The 21,916-nt window shown below is 50.9% G+C and carries 25 protein-coding genes and 4 tRNA genes; 18 read left to right on the top strand and 11 right to left on the bottom strand.

Annotated features, from left to right (window positions below):
• The first annotated feature begins 4 nt into the window (after positions 1–4).
• Positions 5–994, top strand: coding sequence for a metal-dependent hydrolase (locus J1779_RS22520; protein WP_217204836.1), 990 nt, complete (start codon positions 5–7; stop codon positions 992–994).
• Between the two features lie 55 nt (positions 995–1,049).
• On the opposite strand, the gene cycA is transcribed toward J1779_RS22520, so the two are convergent.
• Positions 1,050–2,444 carry a D-serine/D-alanine/glycine transporter gene (gene cycA, locus J1779_RS22515; protein ID WP_217204835.1) on the bottom strand — a complete coding sequence of 465 codons (1,395 nt, stop codon included), beginning with the start codon at positions 2,442–2,444 and terminating at the stop codon, positions 1,050–1,052.
• Positions 2,445–2,814: 370 nt separating this feature from the next.
• Here cycA and J1779_RS22510 point away from each other — a divergent pair.
• Positions 2,815–2,890 (top strand) — tRNA-Lys (locus J1779_RS22510).
• Between the two features lie 271 nt (positions 2,891–3,161).
• Here J1779_RS22510 and J1779_RS22505 read toward each other — a convergent pair.
• Positions 3,162–3,410 carry a hypothetical protein gene (locus J1779_RS22505; RefSeq protein WP_056778590.1) on the bottom strand — a complete coding sequence of 83 codons (249 nt, stop codon included), beginning with the start codon at positions 3,408–3,410 and terminating at the stop codon, positions 3,162–3,164.
• Positions 3,411–3,637: 227 nt separating this feature from the next.
• Here J1779_RS22505 and J1779_RS22500 point away from each other — a divergent pair, with 227 nt between their 5' ends.
• Positions 3,638–4,051 (top strand): hypothetical protein, encoded by a 414-nt coding sequence (locus J1779_RS22500; protein ID WP_217204834.1) that lies wholly within the window; start codon positions 3,638–3,640, stop codon positions 4,049–4,051.
• A gap of 67 nt (positions 4,052–4,118) precedes the next feature.
• Here J1779_RS22500 and J1779_RS22495 read toward each other — a convergent pair whose 3' ends face one another.
• A complete protein-coding gene (locus J1779_RS22495) occupies positions 4,119–5,885 on the bottom strand; it encodes a sensor domain-containing phosphodiesterase (protein ID WP_217204833.1) in 1,767 nt (588 codons plus the stop codon).
• A 192-nt stretch (positions 5,886–6,077) separates the two neighbouring features.
• Between J1779_RS22495 and leuA the strand changes: the two genes are divergently transcribed.
• Positions 6,078–7,748 carry a 2-isopropylmalate synthase gene (leuA, locus tag J1779_RS22490; RefSeq protein ID WP_122095765.1) on the top strand — a complete coding sequence of 557 codons (1,671 nt, stop codon included), beginning with the start codon at positions 6,078–6,080 and terminating at the stop codon, positions 7,746–7,748.
• On the opposite strand, the gene J1779_RS22485 is transcribed toward leuA, so the two are convergent.
• From J1779_RS22485 to J1779_RS22475, 3 genes are all read right to left on the bottom strand, one after another.
• Complete coding sequence (locus J1779_RS22485) at positions 7,717–8,493, bottom strand: AraC family transcriptional regulator (RefSeq protein WP_217204832.1); 777 nt, start codon at positions 8,491–8,493, stop codon at positions 7,717–7,719. The genes leuA and J1779_RS22485 overlap by 32 nt on opposite strands.
• 3 nt (positions 8,494–8,496) lie before the next feature.
• The gene (locus tag J1779_RS22480) at positions 8,497–8,667 is read right to left on the bottom strand and encodes a hypothetical protein (RefSeq protein ID WP_162997847.1); all 171 of its coding nucleotides are present in this window, start codon (positions 8,665–8,667) and stop codon (positions 8,497–8,499) included.
• Positions 8,668–8,772: 105 nt separating this feature from the next.
• Positions 8,773–8,997 carry a DUF2594 family protein gene (locus J1779_RS22475; protein ID WP_056778602.1) on the bottom strand — a complete coding sequence of 75 codons (225 nt, stop codon included), beginning with the start codon at positions 8,995–8,997 and terminating at the stop codon, positions 8,773–8,775.
• Between the two features lie 790 nt (positions 8,998–9,787).
• On the opposite strand from J1779_RS22475, the gene uvrY reads away from it, so the two are divergent.
• The 6 genes from uvrY (at position 9,788) to J1779_RS22445 (ending at position 13,330) form a co-directional block, all read left to right on the top strand.
• A complete protein-coding gene (uvrY, locus tag J1779_RS22470) occupies positions 9,788–10,444 on the top strand; it encodes a UvrY/SirA/GacA family response regulator transcription factor (RefSeq protein ID WP_013576296.1) in 657 nt (218 codons plus the stop codon).
• Complete coding sequence (uvrC, locus tag J1779_RS22465) at positions 10,437–12,272, top strand: excinuclease ABC subunit UvrC (RefSeq protein WP_072158130.1); 1,836 nt, start codon at positions 10,437–10,439, stop codon at positions 12,270–12,272. The genes uvrY and uvrC overlap by 8 nt, the downstream gene beginning before the upstream one ends.
• 56 nt (positions 12,273–12,328) lie before the next feature.
• Positions 12,329–12,877: a CDP-diacylglycerol--glycerol-3-phosphate 3-phosphatidyltransferase gene (pgsA, locus tag J1779_RS22460; RefSeq protein ID WP_056778604.1), complete on the top strand. Its 549-nt coding sequence runs from the start codon at positions 12,329–12,331 to the stop codon at positions 12,875–12,877.
• Positions 12,878–13,024: 147 nt separating this feature from the next.
• A tRNA-Gly gene (locus J1779_RS22455) sits at positions 13,025–13,100 on the top strand.
• Positions 13,101–13,159: 59 nt separating this feature from the next.
• Positions 13,160–13,233: transfer RNA gene (locus tag J1779_RS22450), tRNA-Cys, on the top strand.
• Between the two features lie 11 nt (positions 13,234–13,244).
• Positions 13,245–13,330: transfer RNA gene (locus J1779_RS22445), tRNA-Leu, on the top strand.
• Positions 13,331–13,635: 305 nt separating this feature from the next.
• Here the strand turns inward: J1779_RS22445 and J1779_RS22440 are convergent.
• A complete protein-coding gene (locus tag J1779_RS22440; RefSeq protein WP_056778632.1) occupies positions 13,636–13,902 on the bottom strand; it encodes a hypothetical protein in 267 nt (88 codons plus the stop codon).
• 267 nt (positions 13,903–14,169) lie between these two features.
• Here J1779_RS22440 and deoR point away from each other — a divergent pair, with 267 nt between their 5' ends.
• Positions 14,170–14,934, top strand: coding sequence for a DNA-binding transcriptional repressor DeoR (deoR, locus tag J1779_RS22435; RefSeq protein WP_217204831.1), 765 nt, complete (start codon positions 14,170–14,172; stop codon positions 14,932–14,934).
• A gap of 5 nt (positions 14,935–14,939) precedes the next feature.
• Here the strand turns inward: deoR and J1779_RS22430 are convergent, their stop codons facing one another.
• On the bottom strand, positions 14,940–15,416 hold the full coding sequence (locus J1779_RS22430; RefSeq protein ID WP_056778638.1) for a GyrI-like domain-containing protein: 477 nt from the start codon (positions 15,414–15,416) through the stop codon (positions 14,940–14,942).
• 184 nt (positions 15,417–15,600) lie between these two features.
• On the opposite strand from J1779_RS22430, the gene J1779_RS22425 reads away from it, so the two are divergent.
• From J1779_RS22425 to J1779_RS22415, 3 genes are all read left to right on the top strand, one after another.
• Entirely contained in the window at positions 15,601–16,107 is a 507-nt protein-coding gene (locus J1779_RS22425) for a YlaC family protein (protein WP_056778642.1), read from the top strand.
• 140 nt (positions 16,108–16,247) lie between these two features.
• Positions 16,248–16,523, top strand: a complete 276-nt coding sequence (locus J1779_RS22420) for a hypothetical protein (RefSeq protein WP_122095761.1) — start codon at positions 16,248–16,250, stop codon at positions 16,521–16,523.
• 29 nt (positions 16,524–16,552) lie between these two features.
• Positions 16,553–16,816 carry a hypothetical protein gene (locus J1779_RS22415; RefSeq protein WP_235533458.1) on the top strand — a complete coding sequence of 88 codons (264 nt, stop codon included), beginning with the start codon at positions 16,553–16,555 and terminating at the stop codon, positions 16,814–16,816.
• Positions 16,817–16,887: 71 nt separating this feature from the next.
• Here the strand turns inward: J1779_RS22415 and J1779_RS22410 are convergent, their stop codons facing one another.
• Positions 16,888–17,100, bottom strand: coding sequence for a YccJ family protein (locus J1779_RS22410; protein ID WP_056778653.1), 213 nt, complete (start codon positions 17,098–17,100; stop codon positions 16,888–16,890).
• Between the two features lie 213 nt (positions 17,101–17,313).
• Between J1779_RS22410 and J1779_RS25675 the strand changes: the two genes are divergently transcribed.
• The 3 genes from J1779_RS25675 (at position 17,314) to J1779_RS22400 (ending at position 18,730) form a co-directional block, all read left to right on the top strand.
• Positions 17,314–17,445 (top strand): hypothetical protein, encoded by a 132-nt coding sequence (locus tag J1779_RS25675; RefSeq protein WP_256370271.1) that lies wholly within the window; start codon positions 17,314–17,316, stop codon positions 17,443–17,445.
• A 253-nt stretch (positions 17,446–17,698) separates the two neighbouring features.
• Complete coding sequence (locus J1779_RS22405) at positions 17,699–18,064, top strand: DUF2502 domain-containing protein (RefSeq protein WP_056778656.1); 366 nt, start codon at positions 17,699–17,701, stop codon at positions 18,062–18,064.
• 408 nt (positions 18,065–18,472) lie between these two features.
• Positions 18,473–18,730: a hypothetical protein gene (locus J1779_RS22400; protein ID WP_056778659.1), complete on the top strand. Its 258-nt coding sequence runs from the start codon at positions 18,473–18,475 to the stop codon at positions 18,728–18,730.
• A gap of 64 nt (positions 18,731–18,794) precedes the next feature.
• Here J1779_RS22400 and J1779_RS22395 read toward each other — a convergent pair whose 3' ends face one another.
• A complete protein-coding gene (locus tag J1779_RS22395; RefSeq protein ID WP_217204830.1) occupies positions 18,795–19,241 on the bottom strand; it encodes a universal stress protein in 447 nt (148 codons plus the stop codon).
• Positions 19,242–19,255: 14 nt separating this feature from the next.
• Entirely contained in the window at positions 19,256–20,035 is a 780-nt protein-coding gene (locus tag J1779_RS22390; protein WP_217204829.1) for an IclR family transcriptional regulator, read from the bottom strand.
• Positions 20,036–20,287: 252 nt separating this feature from the next.
• Between J1779_RS22390 and J1779_RS22385 the strand changes: the two genes are divergently transcribed.
• Complete coding sequence (locus J1779_RS22385) at positions 20,288–21,901, top strand: MFS transporter (protein WP_238485260.1); 1,614 nt, start codon at positions 20,288–20,290, stop codon at positions 21,899–21,901.
• The last annotated feature ends 15 nt before the right edge of the window (positions 21,902–21,916 follow it).

The raw sequence follows: 21,916 nt of genomic DNA, 5'->3' as shown, positions 1-21,916 counted from the left end.
CAGGATGGATTCGGTATCACAATTAGTATTGGGCGCGGCGGTCGGTATCGCGGTGATGGGCAAACGCACGCCCGTGTGGAAAGCGGCGCTGGCAGGCGCGGTGTGCGGCACTTTGCCCGATCTCGATGTGTTTTACGATCACGGTGACGCCATCAGCAATATGACGATGCACCGCACGGAAAGCCATGCGCTGTTTTATCTGACGCTGATTTCGCCGCTGCTGGCCTGGCTGATGGCAAAACTGTTCAGCGCCGGGCAGCATTTCAGGCACTGGTGGGGCGCGGTCTGGCTGGCATTGATCACCCATCCGCTGCTGGATCTGATGACTGTGTACGGTACCCAGCTCGGCCTGCCGTTCACGAATTATCCTTTTGCGGTCGGCAGTATTTTTATCATCGACCCGCTCTATACGCTGCCGTTGATCATCGGCGTCGGGCTGGCGCTGTATCGCGAGCAGCAGCGCGGGATCATGTGGAATAACGTACTGCTGGGCGTCAGTTGTTTATATCTGGCCTGTACCGTGGTCGAGCAGCATCAGGTGACGCGCCACGTGGGCGAGGAACTGCAACGTCAGAACATTGAAAGCACGCAGGTACTGGTGACGCCCACACCGCTCAATACGCTGGTATGGCGGGTTGTGGTGATGAATAAAGACAGTTACGGCGAAGGCTTTACCTCGCTGCTGCACCCGGATTCGCCGATCCGTTTCCGCTTTTATCCACGCGGTGAAGCCCTGTATGAAGCGCATAAAGATAATGCATTTATGGCCCGCGTCGCCTGGTTCAGCCATGGGTTCTTCAGCGTAAAAGAGCAGGGCGGGCATATTCTGGTCAGCGACTTACGCATGGGACAGGAGCCGGATTACAGCTTTGTGTTCGATCTCGGTGACATGAAAGCCGGTGCACCGCCTGAGCTGCCGGTGAAAGTGGCCTCAGCCAGACCTTCGGCCACAAAAATGTGGCAACAGTTCAGGCAGGCGCTGGACGTTGAGTGATCCGCACTAAAAAACAAAGGAGCCAAAAGGCTCCTTTGTTACATCAGGACATTGTTCAGGCTTTCCGGCAGCGCAACCAATATCCGATACCCAAAATGACAAACCACAATGGCGTGACGATCAGCGCCTGACGGGTGTCATCCTGCAGGGTCAGCAGCACCAGCACGCAGGCGAAGAACGCCATACAGACCCAGCACATCACTTTACCCAGCGGCATTTTGTAGATTGACGCTTCGTGCAGTTGCGGACGTTTACGGCGGTAGACCAGATAAGAGCAGAGGATGATGGTCCAGACGAACATAAACAGAATCGCCGAAACGGTGGTCACCAGCGTAAAGACGGTCATCACGTTTGGGATCAGATAAATCAGCACCACGCCGCCAAGCAGGCAGATACAGGAGAAGGTCAGGCCGTTTGACGGCACCGCGCGCGATGACAGTTTGCCAAACGCCTTCGGCGCATTGCCTTCCTGCGCCAGGCCGAACAACATGCGGCTGGTGGAGAACACGCCGCTGTTAGCGGACGACGCCGCCGACGTCAGCACCACAAAGTTGATGATGCTCGCCGCCGCCGGAAGACCGGCCAGCACGAACAGTTCAACAAACGGGCTTTTATCGGCAACCACGTGGCTCCACGGCGTGACAGACATAATCATGATCAGCGAGAACACGTAGAACATGATGATGCGCAGCGGGATGGCGTTGATGGCGCGTGGCAGCGATTTCTGCGGATCTTTGGTTTCGGCCGCGGTGGTGCCGACCAGTTCGATACCAACAAACGCGAACACGGCTATCTGGAAACCGGCGAAGAAGCCGCTGATGCCTTTCGGGAAGAAGCCGCCGTCATTCCACAGATTGCTGAAAGAGGCGACGGTGCCCGTGGGCGTCTGGAAGTGGGTCAGTACCATCACCAGCCCGGCAATAATCAGCCCGACAATGGCGACGATTTTGATCATCGCGAACCAGAATTCCATCTCGCCAAACATTTTTACGGTAGCGAGATTCAGGCTGAGTAACAGCAAAACGCATAACAGCGAGGCTATCCACTGGGAAAGTCCGGGGAACCAGAATTGGGCGTAGGCGGTGATTGCTACCACGTCCGCAATGCCGGTCACCACCCAGCAAAACCAGTAGGTCCAGCCGGTGAAATACCCGGCCCATGGGCCAAGCAGATCGGCGGCAAAATCGCTGAAGGATTTGTATTCGAGGTTGGACAGCAGCAGTTCGCCCATCGCGCGCATCACGAAAAACAGCATAAAGCCGATGATCATGTAGACGAAGATGATAGACGGACCAGCCAGGCTGATGGTTTTTCCGGAGCCCATAAACAGACCCGTACCAATGGCGCCACCGATGGCAATCAGCTGAATATGCCGGTTGGAGAGATTGCGACGCAGACCTTCCGCGTTCTCTTCCTCCGGCTTAGCGAGGATTTTTGACTCTTCTTGCATGTTGTATTGATTCCTGTTTTTTTGCTTTTTGCGTATGAACTCCGCCATATCGCCTTTATTTCAACAAATTATGTTTTAAACCGTTGTTAATTTGACCGGCACTGGAACGACAGAGACGGGCTGACGATGTAATAGTAATGTTAAGCGCGCATTTATTATAACGGGCATGAAAAATGCCAATCGAAGAAATGTATCGTAATTTTTACATCGAGGATAACCGCGTGTTAAATAATCAGATGAGCGTGACTGCGGGGGAATAATAACGCTTTTAGGTGTGATGGGCTTCACAAATTTACGCGAGAATAACGGCAAAGAAAGTAAGGATAAGCGTTTGACATCACCGCTCAAGAGGCGAATAATCCGTCCCGTTGGGTCGTTAGCTCAGTTGGTAGAGCCGTTGACTCTTAATCAATTGGTCGCTGGTTCGAACCCAGCACGACCCACCAACATTCAGTAAATCAACGTGATAGTGTTCCCCTCCGAGTTTTAATTTTTATCCCTCTGCTTTTTTTCTTCACCCTTTCAGCAGGCAATGCCTGAAAAAAATCATGCCGTATTTATCGCATATAAATAAGCGCTGAGCGTGAGGGTTAATTGTAAATCATGGAATAAGATTATTTGTCGTGTTGACGCGAAATACAGAGGGGGAAATAACAGGGAGCGGTGCGTCAGGCCTCAATGTCTGAGGCCGGAACATTCTCTTTCGGATAGAAAAAATTAATACATAATTGTCGTATTAGGCTTATTACCATTTTTAAGTTGTTTTTGTACCCGCATGCACAGGCTGAAAATCAGCAGGTGAACGTGAGTGATAAAAGCACGTTCTTCAGTAAACTTGCTGCTGCGGAAAACCACCATTTCTGAACGGTTTTGTTTGGCCACCAGCAGCTCAATGCCTTTTTCGCGGAACTCGTCTTCATACGTCTTTACGATCCCGGCGGGTGCGATAAGTGTGTAGCTGTACATAGGTGTTTCCTGAATCTGAAGTGAACGTCGGGTCGGATAACTCTTAATTAGAGTATCAAATACGAGTGGACGGTGATTAGCAATTCGGGTGGCTGATTTTCGTACGAACATCACAGATTTGTCCCGGTTTTCAGGCTTCTCATTCCTGCCTGCCGAACTCCCACCGGTTTTTGTTGCCCGCGCCGCGCACGCTGCTATCATTCGTGCATAAACTCAGGGAGATAACGATGAAAAAAACACTGGTGGCCTTGGCTGCTTTACTCTTAGCCGGGTGCGCAAGCAATCCTTATGAACCGACACTTCAGGTCAAATCCTCTTTCGCTAATGCCAGCACCAAGGCACCGGAAGGGCAAACGCACATCAGATTGCATCGCATCGATCAGTGGTCAATGATCCCGTTTGAAAAAACCTGCCCGCTGATTGTGATTCTGGATGGTCAGACTGTGGCTTCGCTGCATTTCAATCAGTTCGTGGACCTGAATGTGCCGAATGGGATGCGCAAGGTTGAAGTCCGTCTTGCCTGCGCGCTGACCAAAACCACCGGCGCCATCACAGTGGATGCGAAGGGGCAGAGCGTTGATCTTGAAACTGACCGCAGCATTTTTGGCACCTACGATATTCGTCTTAAAAGCGGCCAGTAAGCGCTCAGCAGAGGATATAAAAAAACCGCCGCGGCGGTTTTTTTTGTTTCTGAGGCGAAGGGCACAATCAAATGTAAGGTTTCGACCATTCCAGAATCTGATCGTGTTGCAGCGGACGCGAATAGTAAAACCCTTGCACGGAATCACATTGCAGCTCTTCCAGACAACGCAGCGTGTCATTGTCTTCAACGCCTTCGGCGACGACGTGATAGCTGAGCGCGTGCGCCATATCAATCATCGATTTCACGATGACTTTGCTTTTACTGTCGCGGCTGATGCCCTGAATCAGCGACTGATCCAGTTTGAGGGTATCCGCCGGTATTTTTTGCAGGTAATTCAGGTTGCTGTAGCCGGAGCCGAAATCATCCAGTGCGATGCTGATGCCCATGTGACGCAGGGCGTCGAGGGAGGCAACGGCGTGAGGATTATTCATCAGTGTCTGGGTTTCCAGACACTCAATTTCCAGCATGGAGGGCGAAACCTGATGCAGGATCAGCGCGGTATGAATGCGCTGAACCAAATCCTGTTCCACCAGGTTATTGGCGGTCAGATTAATCGACACCTGAATTTGTGCACCGCGCTTTTGCCACTCGGCAATCTGCCTCACCGCCTGCGTAATCACCCAGTTCGTCAGCGGAGTGATAAGCGGCGTTTTTTCTGCCAGAGGAATAAATTCTGAGGGCGAAATGATGCCGAGCGTCGGATGATGCCAGCGGATTAACGCTTCGACGCCGTGGAATTTTTTATCCGCCAGCCGTATTTTTGGCTGATAGAGCAGATGAAAATCCTCGCAGGATGACACCGTCGCCATCAAATCATTGAGCAGATTAAACGCACGCAACTGAATCACATCAGATTCGTGCTGGTACGGCATCACCAAGCGGTTGTGGCTTATCGCCTCATGCAGCGAAGACATGCCTTGTCGCATGATGGTTTCGGCGCACTCAGAGGTGGACGAAAATACCGTGTAACCGGCGTGGAGGCGCACGTTAATCGGGATATCGCTGGTAATGCTTTGCTGAATTTTGGTCGCGGCGATTTCCAGTTGCCTGAACGTCTCTTCCTGTTCATCCAGCCGTTTGATAAGGGCGAAACGCCCGAGCATCAGGCTGTAAACTTTGTCGTTCTCATTGAGCTCTGTGCGCAAAAATGATCCGACATCTTTCAGAATATTTTCGACTTTCGGAATGCCGATCGCGCGGCCGATATCGTAGGCATACAAGGTGTCGAGCGTGTCGATCAGAATCAGCAAATAAGGCGTGTGATCAGAGGTTTTGATAAGCGTTGCGATGTCTTCCATCAATCGCTGGTGATTGGGCAGACGGGTCACGATATCCGTAAAACCGACGGAGCTGCGTGATTCGATAATATCGATGACGATGGCCGCGAGATCGGACAACATCTCGATCTCCTGCACGGTGAAATCGCGCGGCTGATTGTCAATCAGGCACAGGCTGCCGATGGCAAACCCTTTACGGGTAATCAGCGGCGCACCGGCGTAAAAACGCATACCTTTTTCGGCGGTGACCAGCGGGTTGTCACTGAAACGCGGATCTTGTTCCGCATCGTTCACCACCATCACGGAGGCAGAACGAATGGTGTGATCGCAAAAGGCGATATCACGCGCCGTCTGGCTGATGGCCATATTGGTCTTTGATTTGAACCACTGGCGATGTTCGTCCACCAGGGTAATCAGGCACATCGGGATATCAAAAATCTGTTGGGTAAGGCGGGTAATCAGATCTAGCACTTCATCCGGATTGCTGTCCGCAATATTGAGGTTTTGCAGCGCCGAGAGCCGTTTTTTTTCGTTTAGATTCAGAACCCTTTTCATTCTGTACGACCTCTGATCGCCAACCTGGACGCGTTTAGTTATGCACTATAGCGTGAGTCTCATTCATTTATCATTTTCTTTTGTCCGTTTTGCGAGGGTTGCTGTCAGTTATTCAGGCGCAGAAAGATAGCGTTTGCGTACTATGGATTTAACACAAGATTAACGCTGCCCACATGATAAAAGGAGAATCGTATGTTAAACGACCCGTCGCAAAAATATCGCCCCTTCCCGCAGGTGAATTTACCCGACCGCCAGTGGCCGGGAAAGGTACTCGACAAGGCGCCGCAATGGTGTTCAAGCGATCTGCGTGACGGCAATCAGGCACTCGCAGAACCGATGGATAATGCGCGTAAACGTCAGTTTTTTGATTTGCTGGTGAAATGTGGTTTTAAGCAGATTGAGGTGGCGTTTCCTTCGGCTTCGCAAACCGATTTCGATTTTGTTCGCGGGCTGATTGAAGACAAATTAATTCCGGATGACGTGGTGATTCAGGTGCTGACACCTTCGCGGCCAGATCTGATTGCCCGTACTTTTGAAGCGCTGAAGGACGTACCGCGCGCGATCGTGCATTTATATAACGCCACTGCGCCGGTGTTTCGCGAAGTGGTTTTCAATCAGGATCAGGCAGCCACGCGCGATCTGGCCGTTCGCGGTGCGCAGCAAATCCGTCAGCTTTGTGAGCAATATTCACAGACGAATTGGACGTTTGAATATTCCCCGGAAACCTTCTGCTTTACCGAACTGGAGTTTGCGCTGGAAGTGTGCGAAGCGGTGGCCGATGTCTGGGAACCGGGCACGTCGCGGCCAATGATCATTAATTTGCCGGCCACCGTCGAAGTCAGTACTCCGAATATTTATGCCGATCAGATTGAATGGTTCTGCCGTCATTTCAGCCGTCGCGGGCAGGTTTCCATCAGCGTGCATCCGCATAATGATCGGGGAACCGGCGTCGCCTGCGCCGAGCTGGCAATGCTGGCGGGCGCCGATCGCGTCGAAGGCTGTCTGTTTGGCAATGGCGAGCGCACCGGGAATGTGGATATCGTGACGCTGGCGCTGAACCTCTATACGCAGGGCGTCGCGCCGCAGCTGGATTTCAGCAATTTACAGGCGATTGTCGAGGCGGTGGAAGAGTGTAATCAGTTGCCGGTTCACCCGCGCCACCCTTATGCCGGTGAGCTGGTGTTTACCGCGTTTTCCGGATCGCATCAGGACGCCATCAAAAAAGGGTTTGCTGCGCAGAAAACCGCAGAAAATGCGGTGTGGCGCGTGCCTTATCTGCCGCTGGATCCTGCGGATGTCGGTTGCAGTTATGAAGCGGTGATCCGCGTAAACAGTCAGTCTGGGAAAAGCGGTGCGGCATGGTTACTCGAGCAGAATCATGGCCTGAAACTGCCGCGCGGCCTGCAAATTGATTTCAGTAAAGCCGTGCAACGGGATACGGATACGCACGGCAAGGAAATGAGCACCAGCGATATCTGGCGGCTGTTCCGTCAGCGCTACGGCCTGACCGAGCAACCGGTGGTGAAACTGCTGAGTTATGACATCCGCAGCGATGAGCAGAACGTTTGTCATTTCAACGCGCGTATCCGTTACCGCAATGAAGAGCAGAATATTACCGGCAGCGGCAACGGGTTGTTGTCCGGCGCAGTGGATGCATTACGCCGTAGTTACGACATTCAGCTCGAGATTGGTGATTATCACGAGCATACGTTAGGGCATCAGAGCCACAGCCGGGCCGTGGCTTATGTGAGTTGCCAGGGTAAGCATGGGGAAACGTGCTACGGCGTGGGCATCGACAGTGACGTGTCCAGCGCATCTTTGCAGGCGCTGTTTAATGCGGCGGGCGGGATTCTGGCTGACTAAAATACTCACTCGGCGAAACGCCCAGTGAACGACGAAACATTGCACTGAAGGCGCTCGGGCTGTCATAGCCGAGCGCCAGCGCCACATCAATCACCGAATTTCCAGCCGCTAATTGCTGAAGCGCCTCAAGCAATTTAGCCTGACGCACCCAGTCACTGAAACGCAGACCGGTTTCGCGCTGAAAACGGCGGGAAAGCGTGCGGCTGCTGATGTTCAGACGTTGCGAGACATCCTCCAGCTCCCATGATGCACTCAGATCGCTGCAAATATGCTGGCTCAGCGCCAGCAGTTCCGGCTCTTGCGGTTCGGGTAAATGCAGCGGCAGCGTCGGCAAGAGACGCAGTTCATCAAGCAGTAATTCCATGATGCGTTCATCACGGCCACCGGGCAGGTAGTCTGAAGGAAGCGTCAGCGAGACGAGAATGAGTTCACGCAGTAGCGGAGAAATCTGCACCACCTGACACTGAGCCGGTAAATCAGCGCGTGCCAGCGGATCGACGAAAAGAGTTCGGGCCTTTACGCCCCCGATAAAACGCAGACTGTGCTCAACGTGGGCGGGTAACCAAACGCCGCGCCCCGGCGGAACCATCCAGGTGCCGAGAGCGGTATGCACTTCAACAACGCCACACAACGTATGGATCAGTTGCGAGCAGTTATGGCTGTGCGCAGGTTCGCTGTCGCCATGCTGATAATCAATGGCCAGCGGCACAATGGCCTGATACGGGGCGAGAACGTTATAATGCATGAATCAGTGATGTTTCTGGTTCTTAGCGTCTTCAACAGCTTGTTTTGCTTCTTCTGCCGCCTGTTGAATTTCTTCTTCAGTCAGTTGTTCTGAGACTTCAATCAGTTCTGCAAGGCCGTCGCTAACGTGAACATCGTCAGCTTTACTTTTGTTTTCTTTATTATTTTCGCTCATAACCGTTGTCCTGATGAAATGATAAGAGGGCGTAATTATAGCAGATTTTGTGCGGGGACGCGCTGGAAAGGCGGAGTCCGTCGGGCGACAGACTCCGGGAAAACATTACTGGCGGTAAGCGAATTTGATTTGTTGCAGGGAATTTCTGAAGATTTCTGCCTGTTGTTCATCTTCCATCTGCGCAGCGTATTTTTCCATGTTCAACATGACCTTACCGGCATCAGCCTGACCGATAGCTTTCAAAATCAGGGTCAGAGTGGCTTTCAGGCAGGCAACTTCTGTCGCCAGGGTTTCAACGTTTGCTTCAGTGGTAAAATCGCAGTTACTCATTATTTCTCCTCAGGCAGGCTGCAAGGCAGCGCTCCCGACTTTATACAGTAAAAAGAAGGGGGTATTAACAGGTTGACCCGAAAGGGCGGGGTGCAAAGTGACAGCATTTTAGCATAGTCGCAGGTTTTAGGGCACTGACAGGGCTGGCGCGGGTTAAAAGGAGGGGCGATGCAACATTTAGCGAAACGAATAACCTGAGATAAATCCATTTCCCGGAAGTCAGTACAGAATACTAAACATATTTGGAACAGGATGTTTCGCATGTTAAAAGCTAAGTTTATTCTTATAAAAACCGCGACATTTCGTGCTATTGCAAATAATCATTGGGTATATCATAGATATATGAAATTGATGCTTTGCTGATTTAATCACCTTTCTTTAAAACACGTTATTTGAACCCAAGGAATGGTGAATACATTATTTTTTACAGGAAAAAAGATGTAGCTTGATACAGACCTTATTGTTTGATTCAAAATGCTTTTTTTCTGTATCATTAATACAGGTGATGGCAGTTCTCATTTACATTCAGCAAACTAGTTTTTTGCAGACATTTGTTGGTGAAGCTGGCGAGATAGAGTAAAATGCGCGGGCTATAATAAATAACCTGAATGCCTGATTTAAAAACACTATCGCTGTGCGCTAGTGGGGTAACTGAGTTGATGTTGGCTTCTTATTGCCACCTTCTCTTCTCTACGCTGTCTGTACATATTAATGTTTAATGCCTCTTATTGTGTAAAGGCCAGCGGAAGAACCTGATGGTGTGTCGCCCTTATTTTTTGGAGAATTCTCTTTGATTAGCGTTCTTCTTGTTGATGACCACGAATTGGTGCGCGCAGGGATCCGACGCATTCTCGAAGATATCAAAGGCATCAAAGTTGTCGGGGAAGCACAATGCGGCGAAGATGCCGTGAAATGGTGCCGTACCAATGACGTTGATATTGTCCTGATGGATATGAACATGCCGGGTATTGGCGGGCTGGAAGCGACGAAGAAAATCGTCCGTTTCTCGCCGGATATCAAGATCATCATGTTAACGATTTACACTGAGAACCCGTTGCCCGCAAAAGTGATGCAGGCGGGGGCTTCCGGTTATCTGAGTAAAGGTGCAGCACCACAGGAAGTGGTCAATGCTATCCGCCTGGTTGACTCGGGTCAGCGCTACATTGCGTCTGATATCGCGCAACAAATGGCACTCAGTCAGATTGAACCGCAGTCTGAAACGCCTTTCGATTCGTTATCAGAGCGTGAGTTACAAATCATGCTGATGATTACCAAAGGGCAAAAAGTGAATGAAATTTCAGAACAACTTAACTTGAGTCCTAAGACAGTTAACAGTTATCGTTATCGGATGTTTAGTAAATTAAATATCAGCGGCGATGTTGAGTTGACCCATCTGGCTATTCGACACGGTTTGTTCAATACGGAGACTTTATCAGGCAGTGAATGATGAGCGTTTCGACCCTAAAGCCTTTCTGAAAACGGTCACCAGCCAACCGGGCGTCTACAGGATGTATGACGCCAGCGGCACCGTAATCTATGTAGGTAAAGCTAAAGACCTTAAAAAGCGTCTTTCCAGCTATTTTCGTGTTCAGGTTTCCAGCCGTAAAACGGAAACTCTGGTCAAAAATATTGCGCAAATCGATGTCACCGTGACCCATACGGAAACCGAGGCGCTTCTCCTCGAACACAACTACATCAAGCTGTATCAGCCGCGCTATAACGTACTGTTGCGTGATGACAAATCCTATCCGCTGATTTTTCTCAGCGCCGATAACCATCCACGCATTACCGTGCATCGCGGTGCCAAGCACGCAAAAGGCGAGTATTTTGGGCCGTTCCCCAACTCCTATGCGGTGCGTGAAACGCTGGCGCTGTTACAGAAACTTTTTCCGATCCGTCAGTGCGAAAACAGCGTTTACAGCAACCGTTCACGCCCTTGTCTGCAATATCAGATTGGTCGGTGTCTCGGGCCTTGCGTGAAAGGTTTGGTCAGCGATCAGGATTATAAAGACCAGGTTGATTACGTGCGTCTGTTCCTCGAGGGGAAAGATCAGCAGGTTGTGACGCAACTGGTTAATCGCATGGAAGAAGCCAGTCAAGATTTACGCTTCGAGGATGCCGGGCGTATCCGCGATCAGATTCAGGCGGTGCGGCGGGTGACTGAGCGTCAGTTCGTCTCGGGCAACAGCGAAGATCTTGATGTTATCGGTGTGGCGTTCGAATCCGGCATGGCCTGTCTGCACGTTCTGTTTATCCGTCAGGGTAAAGTTCTGGGCAGCCGCAGCTACTATCCGAAAGTCCCCGGTGGCACCGACCTGGGCGAAGTGGTGCAAACCTTCGTCGGTCAGTTTTATCTCCAGGGCAGCCAGATGCGAACGCTGCCCGGCGAAATCCTGCTGGATTTCAGTCTGCCAGAGAAAGAGTTACTGGCTGAATCCCTGAGCCAGATAGCGGGTCGTAAAGTCCTGATTCAGAGTAAACCGCGCGGTGACCGCGCCCGTTATCTGAAACTGGCGCGCACTAACGCCTCCACGGCGCTGACCACCAAGCTGGCACAGCAGTCAACAATCCATCAGCGCATGGCTGAACTGGCGAAAACCCTTAATCTTGCGGAAATTAACCGCATGGAATGCTTCGATATCAGCCATACTATGGGCGAACAAACGGTCGCTTCCTGCGTGGTATTTGATAACAACGGCCCGGTTCGCTCTGAATACCGTCGTTACAACATTACCGGCATTACGCCGGGCGATGATTATGCCGCGATGAGTCAGGTGCTGACCCGCCGCTACAGTAAATCGCTGGATGAGAAAAAAATTCCCGACGTAATTTTTATCGACGGCGGGAAAGGGCAGTTAGGAATGGCGCTGGATGTGTTTCATTCGCTGGATGTGACGTGGGATAAATCGAAACCTTTACTGATTGGTATCGCGAAAGGTGCCGATCGTAAAGCAGGTCTGGAAACATTATTCTTTGTGCCTGAAGGTGAGGGAATTGCCTTACCGTCAGATTCGCCAGCCTTACACGTAATTCAGCATATCCGTGACGATTCTCATAATCATGCCATTACCGGGCACCGTCAGCGACGTGCCAAGGTGCGGACTACCAGCGCACTTGAAGAGATTGAAGGCGTCGGGCCGAAACGACGTCAGGTATTATTGAAGTATATGGGAGGCATCCAGCCATTACTGAATGCCAGCGTCGAGGAAATTGCACAGGTACCCGGTATTTCTACCGCATTAGCAGAAAAGATTCATAATGCGTTGAAACACTAAAGCCGTTGTAGCAACATACTCATAATATCTAAACTGGACAAACAGTTACCTTCGCTATGCAATTTAATATACCGACGTGCCTCACCCTGTTCCGCGTTGCGCTGATACCTTTCTTCGTGCTCGCCTTCTATCTGCCATATCCATGGGCACCGATGGCCTGCGCGCTCATTTTTGTTTTTGCTGCCATGACAGACTGGCTTGACGGCTATCTGGCGCGCCGCCTGAAACAAACCACACGGTTCGGTGCGTTCCTCGACCCGGTTGCCGATAAGGTGATGGTGGCGATTGCGCTGGTGCTGGTGGCGGAGTATTTCCATTCCTGGTGGATAACGTTACCGGCTGCCACCATGATTGCCCGTGAAATTATCATTTCGGCGCTGCGCGAGTGGATGGCTGAAATTGGAAAGCGAAGCAGTGTGGCGGTTTCCTGGATTGGCAAAGTGAAGACGACAGCGCAAATGCTATCGCTGGTAGCCTTGTTATGGCGTCCGGACAACATCGTTGTGGGTGTCGGTGTGGTCGCACTTTATATCGCGGCGGTGCTGACATTCTGGTCAATGTTCCAGTATTTGAACGCTGCACGTCACGATTTGCTGGAACCCTGATCAAACTGACGTAAAAAACGTCAAACGAGCGAAGGATGCAGATAATTTTATTGACTCATTCTCTCAGGTCAGTAGAATGCAACGCATCGGAAGGCAGACAGCAATGAGCCGGAAGATAGTTAAAAAAATCAGTACGTTCTGATTAAAGCGGGAATAGCTCAGTTGGTAGAGCACGACCTTGCCAAGGTCGGGGTCGCGAGTTCGAGTCTCGTTTCCCGCTCCAAATTTTATTAAACTGATCCTCGTGATTGGTTTAAGTGCAAGACAAGTAGTAAGATTTAAGGCGCGTTAACAAAGCGGTTATGTAGCGGATTGCAAATCCGCCTAGTCCGGTTCGACTCCGGAACGCGCCTCCAATTTTCCCGGAGCCCGGGTGGTGGAATCGGTAGACACAAGGGATTTAAAATCCCTCGGCCTTAGGCTGTACGAGTTCAAGTCTCGTCCCGGGTACCATGGAAAATTAGCTGAATAATCAAAAGCAATAAAGTAGTAATGTCGTTATAGCCACCTTCGGGTGGTTTTTTTATGTCTGAAATTCAGTCAGGCATCGTGAGAAACACGCGTGTGATAACGATATGTTTAAATATAATAAAGGCCACTTCTTAGAGTGGCCTTTATGTTTTTACAGCAACACGACATCTTATCAGCCCTGAGACGAAATCATTCCCTCCGTGAGTATCCGGTGAGGTTTGCGCTGATCGTTAGTGTGAGATGTAGGAAATGCAGATTAAAACAGCCCCGAAGGGCGTTTTTTAGGGCTAAAATTCACCCGGTGCTTCTGTATTACTCAGTGCCCGGATAGATAAAGGCAGGTGGTAGTTCGGTTGGCTGGTGAAAAACGCCTGAAGCGCGACGCGTTTCTTCCGGTCTATCGAAATCTCTTCCATGGTTTTGCGGAAGATACTGTAACGGCCACATGATGTGCAGGTCACAGTAACAATTTTCGCCGACATATTCACCGACGTCTTATTCGTGTTTTGACACAACGGACACTCGTCTTGAGCGTTTACAACGGTAGAACTCATAAAACCTCCGGTTTTACTTAGAGCGGCCAGTAGTCTAGCACAAAAAGGCGGCAGTTACTTAACGATAAATAAATTATCAGTGGATTTCAGCCGCGACAAGGTGTAGGGCGCGTTCAACCATTTGAAGAAATGGAAAAAACCTCAAAGTCTGCATGGGTAATTTATTGTTCATTATTATCCCTTTGATTCACACAACGCACCGGTTTGCGGCCAGATGGCTGCGAAGGTATAGTGGCGGGCTGCGAACCGGAAAGCTGAGATAACATCATGGAAAATAAGCGTGAAGACAGGATCCAGCGTCTGTTGCTGGCACTAAAAAAGACCGACAAAATTCACCTGAAAGAAGCGTCTTTACTGCTCAATGTTTCCGAAATGACTATCCGGCGTGATTTGAGCAGCGACCCTGCGCCGGTTATCCTGCTCGGCGGTTATATCGTGATGGATCCGAAAAATAACCCGGCGACGCATTATTTTATCAGTGAACAGAAAATGCGCCAGGTGGCGGAAAAGCGTCGCCTGGCCGAAAACGCAGCCAGTTTGATACTTGATAATGACACGGTATTTTTCGACTGCGGAACGACCATGCCGTATGTCATCGAGAGTATCTCCGAGGCGAGGGTATTTACCGCGATCTGTTATTCGCTGAATACTTTTCTGGCGCTGCAGGAAAAACCTCACTGCGATGTGATTTTATGCGGAGGCGCGTTTAAATCCAGCAACAGTATTTTTACGCCAATTGGTCGCAGCAGTGAGCTCGATTTTATCCGGCCAACGAAGGCGTTTATCTCAGCCGCCGGTGTGAGCATCGAACACGGGGTGACCTGTTTTAATTTTGATGAACTGCTGATGAAACATCAGGCGATGGAGCGGTCTGCGCAGAGTATTTTAGTCGCCGACAGCAGTAAGTTTGATCAGGTGCGACCGGCGGCGATCGCACCTTTAGCCCGTTTCAATACGCTGGTCAGCGATGCCAGACCGCCGCAGGCTTACCTTGATTTTTGCCAGCAGGCAGACATCACACTCAATGTCTGAACCTTTCAGCGAATGGCCGGGATCTTCTCGACCGACTGATAAAACACCACTTCCCAGATGCCGGTTTTAGTGCCATCACTCAGGTAATGTTCAAAACAGGCTTTGCCATCCGGCCGGTAATGATTGCTGGCCAACAACTGACTATAAAATTCCCGCCAGGCGTGTTCAAAATTACCGTCCGTGATGGTGGTGTGATAGGCCGCATAGGTGCCACCGGGCAAGGTTTGCAGTGCCAGCCCGTCAGCGTCATCCAGTATGAAATTATCAGCCACACACACGGAAGGATCCGCCCGCAATGCCTCGGCTGGCGTGGTATCGGGGTTATCGTGAAACCATGTCAGCCATTCAGTGTGTGGCTGATGGTGTCGTGCGACCCATTTCGTCAGCTGCTGGAAACCGCTGTGGATTGACTCCTTGTATGGCCCGACTACCCGGTAACTCACCAGTTTTTTAGCCGGTCTTTCTACGATTAATAGTGCCACGATGTTCTCCTTTTATCTGACATGAACAGAGAGAATTCCATGATGAAAATATCAGTGACGCAAATGCCAGCTATAACAGTTTCCCGTTTTGAGGCCGGTAACTGCTCTACGCGCTATAACAGTTGTCATGATAAAATAACATTATCAGATTGCATTATAGTCGTGACTGCAACGAGGTTATGAAATGGACGTGATCAAAAATGTATTAAATAGTGAAATTGACCGTATCAACCGTCAGGAAGGTCGTGACGGCAGGGCGCGCGTCAACGTTGAGTTTTTTGTGAAGCATCCCTGGCTGTGTCTCGCGATGCTGGTGGGGTATATTGCCGTCGGTATTGTGATGTATGTTTCACCTTATATGGGTATCGGCTGGTTTATCGGATTCACAGCTTTTCTGGTTTTCATGTCCGCTATGTTGCTGCTGGAAATCAAACCGGTCTACCGCTATGAAGATATCGGTGTGCTGGATTTGCGTGTCTGCTACAACGGGGAGTGGTATTTCAGCCGCGAATTATCTGAAGATGCAGTACGGCAAATCCTCAGCGCTGAGAGCGTGAGCGCCGGAGTTAAAAACCGCATTGAGTCGATCGTGAAAAACAAAGGTTTTGTCGATTTTTACGATGTATATGATCTGGCGCGCCTCGAGCATCAGCAGCCCTCAACACTGAACAGCGTTCAGCTAGCGCACTAATTGCCCCCATTCACATGGCTTCCGCCCATGACGTCACCCCGTCAGCTCTGATAAAATAGCGGCTGGATATACATTTTTTGAATGAATCGTCGATGCACAGGACGAAACACACTGTATGTTGAGCCGTTACCGGAGCTGCCGTGGAACGAATTAAACTGACTATTCATCATCTTCACAAAATCGTTTCGGGTGAAAAACAGGATGCGCAGGCTGTCGCACGCATTTATGCTGGCGAACATTTGCTGCTGACTGAAACCATGACCGGGCAGGCTCTCCACTATAATCGCTATATCAAGGCTGATGATCACAGCGGGAAACCGTTACGCGTGGAGTGGGAGTGCGACGGATTCGCTGAAATGTCGGTTTCCCGTGCAGAAGTCTGTCCGTGCTGTGGTGGCGACGAGCTTCACGGTTGAGAATACAGAGAGAGCAAAAGCTGAGGTGAATGATGAAGTTTATCAACAACGAAGTGGAATACCGTAAGTGGATAATGGATGAAATTTTCCAGGCGAGCGCGGTAAGTGAAACCTCTGAGTTTGCCGATCAGGAAGTCGATGATTTTATTTTTGATGCCAGACCGCTGTCATACCCTTGTGTCGCGGTGATGATCCAGACACCGGGAGAGCCGGGCGTGTGCGAACCGCGGTTTGTCTACAAAGAGCAGATTTTTGAGTGGGCGCATCAGATGGGTTTTGGATTCGACAGCTAACTCCGACCTAAATTTCCTGCCAGCCCTGAGCATGGCTCAGGGCCCAATCATAGTCCGACAGTCGTTAGCCCTCAGACATTTTTCCTGTCGATCTTTTCTTCACCCCAGAACAGATGGTCTTCCTTCGTTTTGGCGAAGGCGATCGGTAACACCTCATCGTTCCCTTCTTCCCAAATTTTCTGCGCCAGCGTTTCATCATTCTTGGCAAGCTCAAAAATAGCTTCGGCGATTTCGTGAGAGGTTTCACGGGTGTTGGCCCAGGCTTTGATGTTTGACGTTGTCATCAGGTTCTCCTCGTAAGGGTTCGCAAATAGTGTCTTCGGGACACCAGAATAATCACTATAACTATGGTTTCCGTGAACCACTTTTGCAAACTCCGGTGATTTTTTGTGCTCAGTGCGGGGGCAATAAAAGCGTCATCAGGGCACAAAAAAGGCGTCAGATGTGTGCCAGTGTCGTTTATAATGAGGGTGATTTGAACATTTAAGGTGATGAACATGAGCGACGATATTTTTGATTTTGACATTGATGCTGCACTGGTGTCCGCGGAAGAAAAAGCGGCTGAGAAAGCAGCAGCAGTGCCTGAGGCTGTTCAGGATGAAAGTGACTGTGAAGGCTGCAAAATCTAATTTTTGCCCCGAAGTACAGTAAAAAAAGAAACCGCTTCGGCGGTTTTTTTGTGTCTGACATTTATGGGCGTTCACGTTTTTTTCACCGAATCTCCTTTACTGACATAGCGTTGCGCAGTCATCTCCCTCAGCCCTTTTTGACGCAAATGTAAGGATAGCGAAAGGACATTTTTTTTGGGATAAATTCCTATAGAACAGGAAGATAGCGGGAGGTAATTTGTCACCACCTGATGAGCAGGTCGTGAGGTTTATAATGAAAAAACTGATTCTTGTTCTCGCCGTTTTGCTGACTTTGCCGGCTCTCGCGCATGCAAACGTCGAGCTGGGGGTGAACATGCCGGGGCTGTCACTGCATATCGGTGACCGCGACCCGCGCGGATATTATTGGGATGGCGGAGACTGGCGTCCGCCAGGCTGGTGGGATGAACATTATCGTGATGAGGGGCGTGGACACTGGGTGTATTACGAACCCGCTCCGCCACCGCCGCCTCGCTACTGGCACCATGAACACTGGCATGAAGGTCCGCCACCCGGTTACTGGCGTGACGGCCCTCCTGGGCACTGGCGCGATGGGCCACCGGGACACTGGCGTGAAGGGCCACCTCCTGGTCGCTGGTAAAGCAAGAGCGGCATATCAGACCACACAGAATTAAACAAATTTTGGGAACAGGGTTGGCGGTGGTGATGCAAATGCATCCCTAACGTCAGTTCTGTTCCTTTTACGTTTTATCACGTCAAAAACCGATTGTTACTTTGGTAATTAATTGATTAAAAATATGTGAATACAAAAACACATTAATAAGATTTATGGAAATGACGTCCATTTTAAAATAATTAATCAATGAAGCCCGTAAACAGGCATTTAGGACGGATTGCAGCTTGCTAACTGCAATTAATATGTTAATTTTCTGTTATGTGAAATCAGCAATGGATGGCCCGAACGCAACGCGTGCCTGATCTCATATTCAGTATTTTAAGGAAGCTTTTCATCAGGTGCGTCAGACTTATTTTACTGTGAGCTCCTCTTATGCACTTGATTAAAAATGATTTTGAATACCGTTCCTGGATGCTTGAAGCCTATTTCCGCCAGGATAATATCTACGGTGATACCCTTCTGACCGAAGAAGAGATGGAAGACTTTCTTTTTGACTCCCGCCCGCAGGAATACCCTTGCCTCGGCATGGTGACACCGTCAAAACAGAATCCTCTGGACAGCGATATCATGTTTTTCTATCGCAACAACATTAATGACTGGGCGATGTCCATGGGCCTGATGAATAGTTAACAGGCGGATTGCTCAGAGATAAAAAAGCGCCAGAGCGGCGCTTTTTGCATTTTATCGCCGGGGATTAATTTCCGCGAACTTCGACCAAAACAGGGCAGGGCGCATGGGCGATGACGTCAGCGCTGACGGAGCCTTTCATCATACGACCGAATGCCGAGAGCTGACGGTGACCGATGACGATCACCGATGCATGAATCCTTTTGGCTTCGCAGACCAGCGCTTCCCCTGCGTCACCGACAATCAGATTCCCTTTAGCCTTGACCCCTGCCAGCTCCAGCGTTTTCAGCGCATTACCCACCACAGCGCGTGCAGTATTTTGTTCTTCTTCTGCGGGAGGATAATCGATGATTTCACCGGGAACATCGCCATTATCTTCAAGTGCATAGGATTCATCGATACAGCAGGTGACAAATACCGTTGCCTGATGGCTGCTTGCCAGCTGACGGGCAAGATCGACGACAACGGCGGATTGTTTAGAGCCATCTACGGCCAGCAAAATAACATCAAACACGGTCACTCCTGGGTTTAGTTGTTTTGGCTCAGCTTACCAATTTCGCCAATCAATGCGTTTTTGCAATCAAGCAGGGCTTCGCGGATTTGTGCTTCTTTTGCCTCACGGCGCGGGGTTGGAAAAAGCACCGAAACAGAGTAGCGACCTAAGATGGTGTCGATGGCCACCGCCAGCGTCGAAACGCCGTCTACGGTTTCACCGTTTTCCATTGAGATCCCGCTTTCACGTACGTCTGCAATTTTTTCCAGCAGAGAATCGAGAGTGCGCACGGTATGTTCGGTGGCCGGTTCCAGCACATCCCCGACCAGCGCGTGGATCTCTTCATCTGTTTTGAGTGACAAAAGTGCCCGTCCGCCGGAGGTACTGTAAATCGGCAGATTCAGCCCCACTCTTGGCACCACGCGTAATTCCCGCTCAGCGACAATGCTGTGAATGTTGGCTATCTGGCGGCCACTGGCGCGCCCCAGTGAGACGGTTTCATCGGTCATTTCGCTGAGCTGACGAAGAAACGGTGAGGCAATGGCGATGACATCGGTATGCACCGTCGACACCAGCTTAAGCAGCGTTGGCCCGAGCCTGACGCCGCCGCTGCCTTCGGATCGCACCAGCCCTTCCTCGGCGAGTGCTGCGACGATGCGTTGTACGGTGGAGCGGGGCAAATCGACATCATTCGCGATCGCGCCAAGGCTCATCCCGTGTGGATGTTTCCCCAGCGCATTCAGAATGGTTGCCGCGCGTGAAATCACCTGGATCCCGCCGCTGCGTTCTTCATCTCCTGCTATGTCCTGTGCCATCAATTCTCCTTTGTCACCGTCGGGTGATCCTTACCAAAGCTGTACTGCCAATGTAATGGCTGGGCGCTCTGAAAACAATTTTAATCACATTGCAATACAGTGCACCGTATTATAGTATTTAAGCATGTACCGCATTGTGGTGCAATGCATCGAAATTAAAGTGATAGCGATCGCATTCCCCTTTGTGTTGCCCCACACCTGCCTTTCCACGGTCGGCGTATCAATGATTATGCGTCGATGTTAATGAGCGAAATGATGAACCCATCAGACACACCCGCATCTGCCCCCGGCAGTGCCGCGCAGCCCGTTCCGCCGGCCTTTACTCTGAGGCTGGTGATCGGATTACTCGGCGTATTAATTGCCTCGCTGTGCTCAGGCCTTAACGATCGTGTCACTGATATCGCGCTGGCCGATGTTCGTGGCGCGTTGAGTATCAGCAGCGATCAAGGTTCCTGGCTGATTGGTGTTTATCAGGCTGCCGAAGTGGCGGCGATGATGCTTGCTCCCTGGTTTGCCATGACCTTCTCGCTGCGTCGATTTACGCTGTTTGTCACCTTCGGTTTTTTGCTGCTGGCTGCGTTACTGCCTTTCGCGCCTGATTTGCCGGTATTCATTGCCTTGCGCACCGTGCAGGGCATATTCGGCGGGGCGTTGCCGCCGTTGCTGATGACGGCTGCTCTGCGCTTTATGCCGCCTCATTACAAGTTATACGGGCTGAGCGCCTATGCCCTGACGGCGACATTTGGTCCAAATATGGCCACTTCTTTAGCTGCCCTCTGGACAGACTATGTGGGCTGGGAATGGGTTTTCTGGCAGGTCATCCCGCCTTGTCTTCTGGCAATCATCATGGTCGGTTATGGCATTCCACAGGATCCTCTGCGCTTCGAGCGTTTTAAACAGATGGATAAGGTGGGCATGCTGACAGGGTGCAGCGGCATTTCCCTTCTGGTGCTGTCATTGCAACAGGGAGAGCGTCTGGACTGGTTCAACTCTCCGCTGATCACGCTGATGTTTTTTGCTGCGCTGGCACTGCTGACAATTTTTCTGGTCAATGAATGGCACCATCCGCTGCCTCTCTTCAAATTACAAATGCTCAAACGCCACAATCTGGCCCATGGGTTGATCACGTTGTTTGCGCTGATGTTCCTGTTTTTATCGGGCTCTGCGCTGCCGTCCAGCTACATGGAACAGGTCGGCGGATTCCGCGCCGTCCAGGTGGGGCCGCTGGCGCTGACCATAGGGCTGCCGCAACTCTTACTTGCGCCGCTGGTGGCGTTTGTTCTCACCATCCGCCGTGTGGACAGCCGCTGGGTGCTGGCCTGCGGGCTGGGGCTGATCGGTGTTTCCTGCTATCTGGGTACGTTCATGACCAGTGCCTGGGCACGGGATAATTTCTATCTGATTCAGATGATGCAGGCGTTAGGCCAGCCGATGGCCGTTTTGCCGATTCTGATGAGTGCGACCAGTGTCGTTCAGCCGCAGGAAGGACCTTTTGCTTCGGCGATGTTCAACACCACGCGCGGTCTGGGCAGCGTGATGGGCGGTGCGATGTTGGGCGTTTTTGTCAGCCACCGGGAACAGTTTCATTCCAACGTATTGCTTAACCACGCCGGTAGCGTGAGCTATCTCCTTTCACAGCCTTACGGCGGCGAAAGCAGTTTCCTTGCACCGCTCAATGGCGACGGAACCGCGATCTCGACCGAAGTGATTACCCAGTTTTCCAGGCTGGTGAAAAAGCAGGCGCTGGTGCTGGGGCTGGCAGACACCTATCTGGTGATCATCGGGCTGGCGCTGTTGTTGATCCTGCTGGCGGCCATTTTGCCAAAGCGTACCTATCCGCCGCAGTCGCTGGTCAATCGTTCCTGAACCATCAGTCTGAAC

Origin of the sequence: Rahnella rivi, assembly GCF_019049655.1 — a bacterium.
Classification (GTDB): Bacteria; Pseudomonadota; Gammaproteobacteria; order Enterobacterales; family Enterobacteriaceae; genus Rahnella; species Rahnella rivi.
The sequence above is the reverse complement of the archived record's forward strand: the minus strand, read 5'-3'. Positions and strand labels throughout refer to the sequence as shown.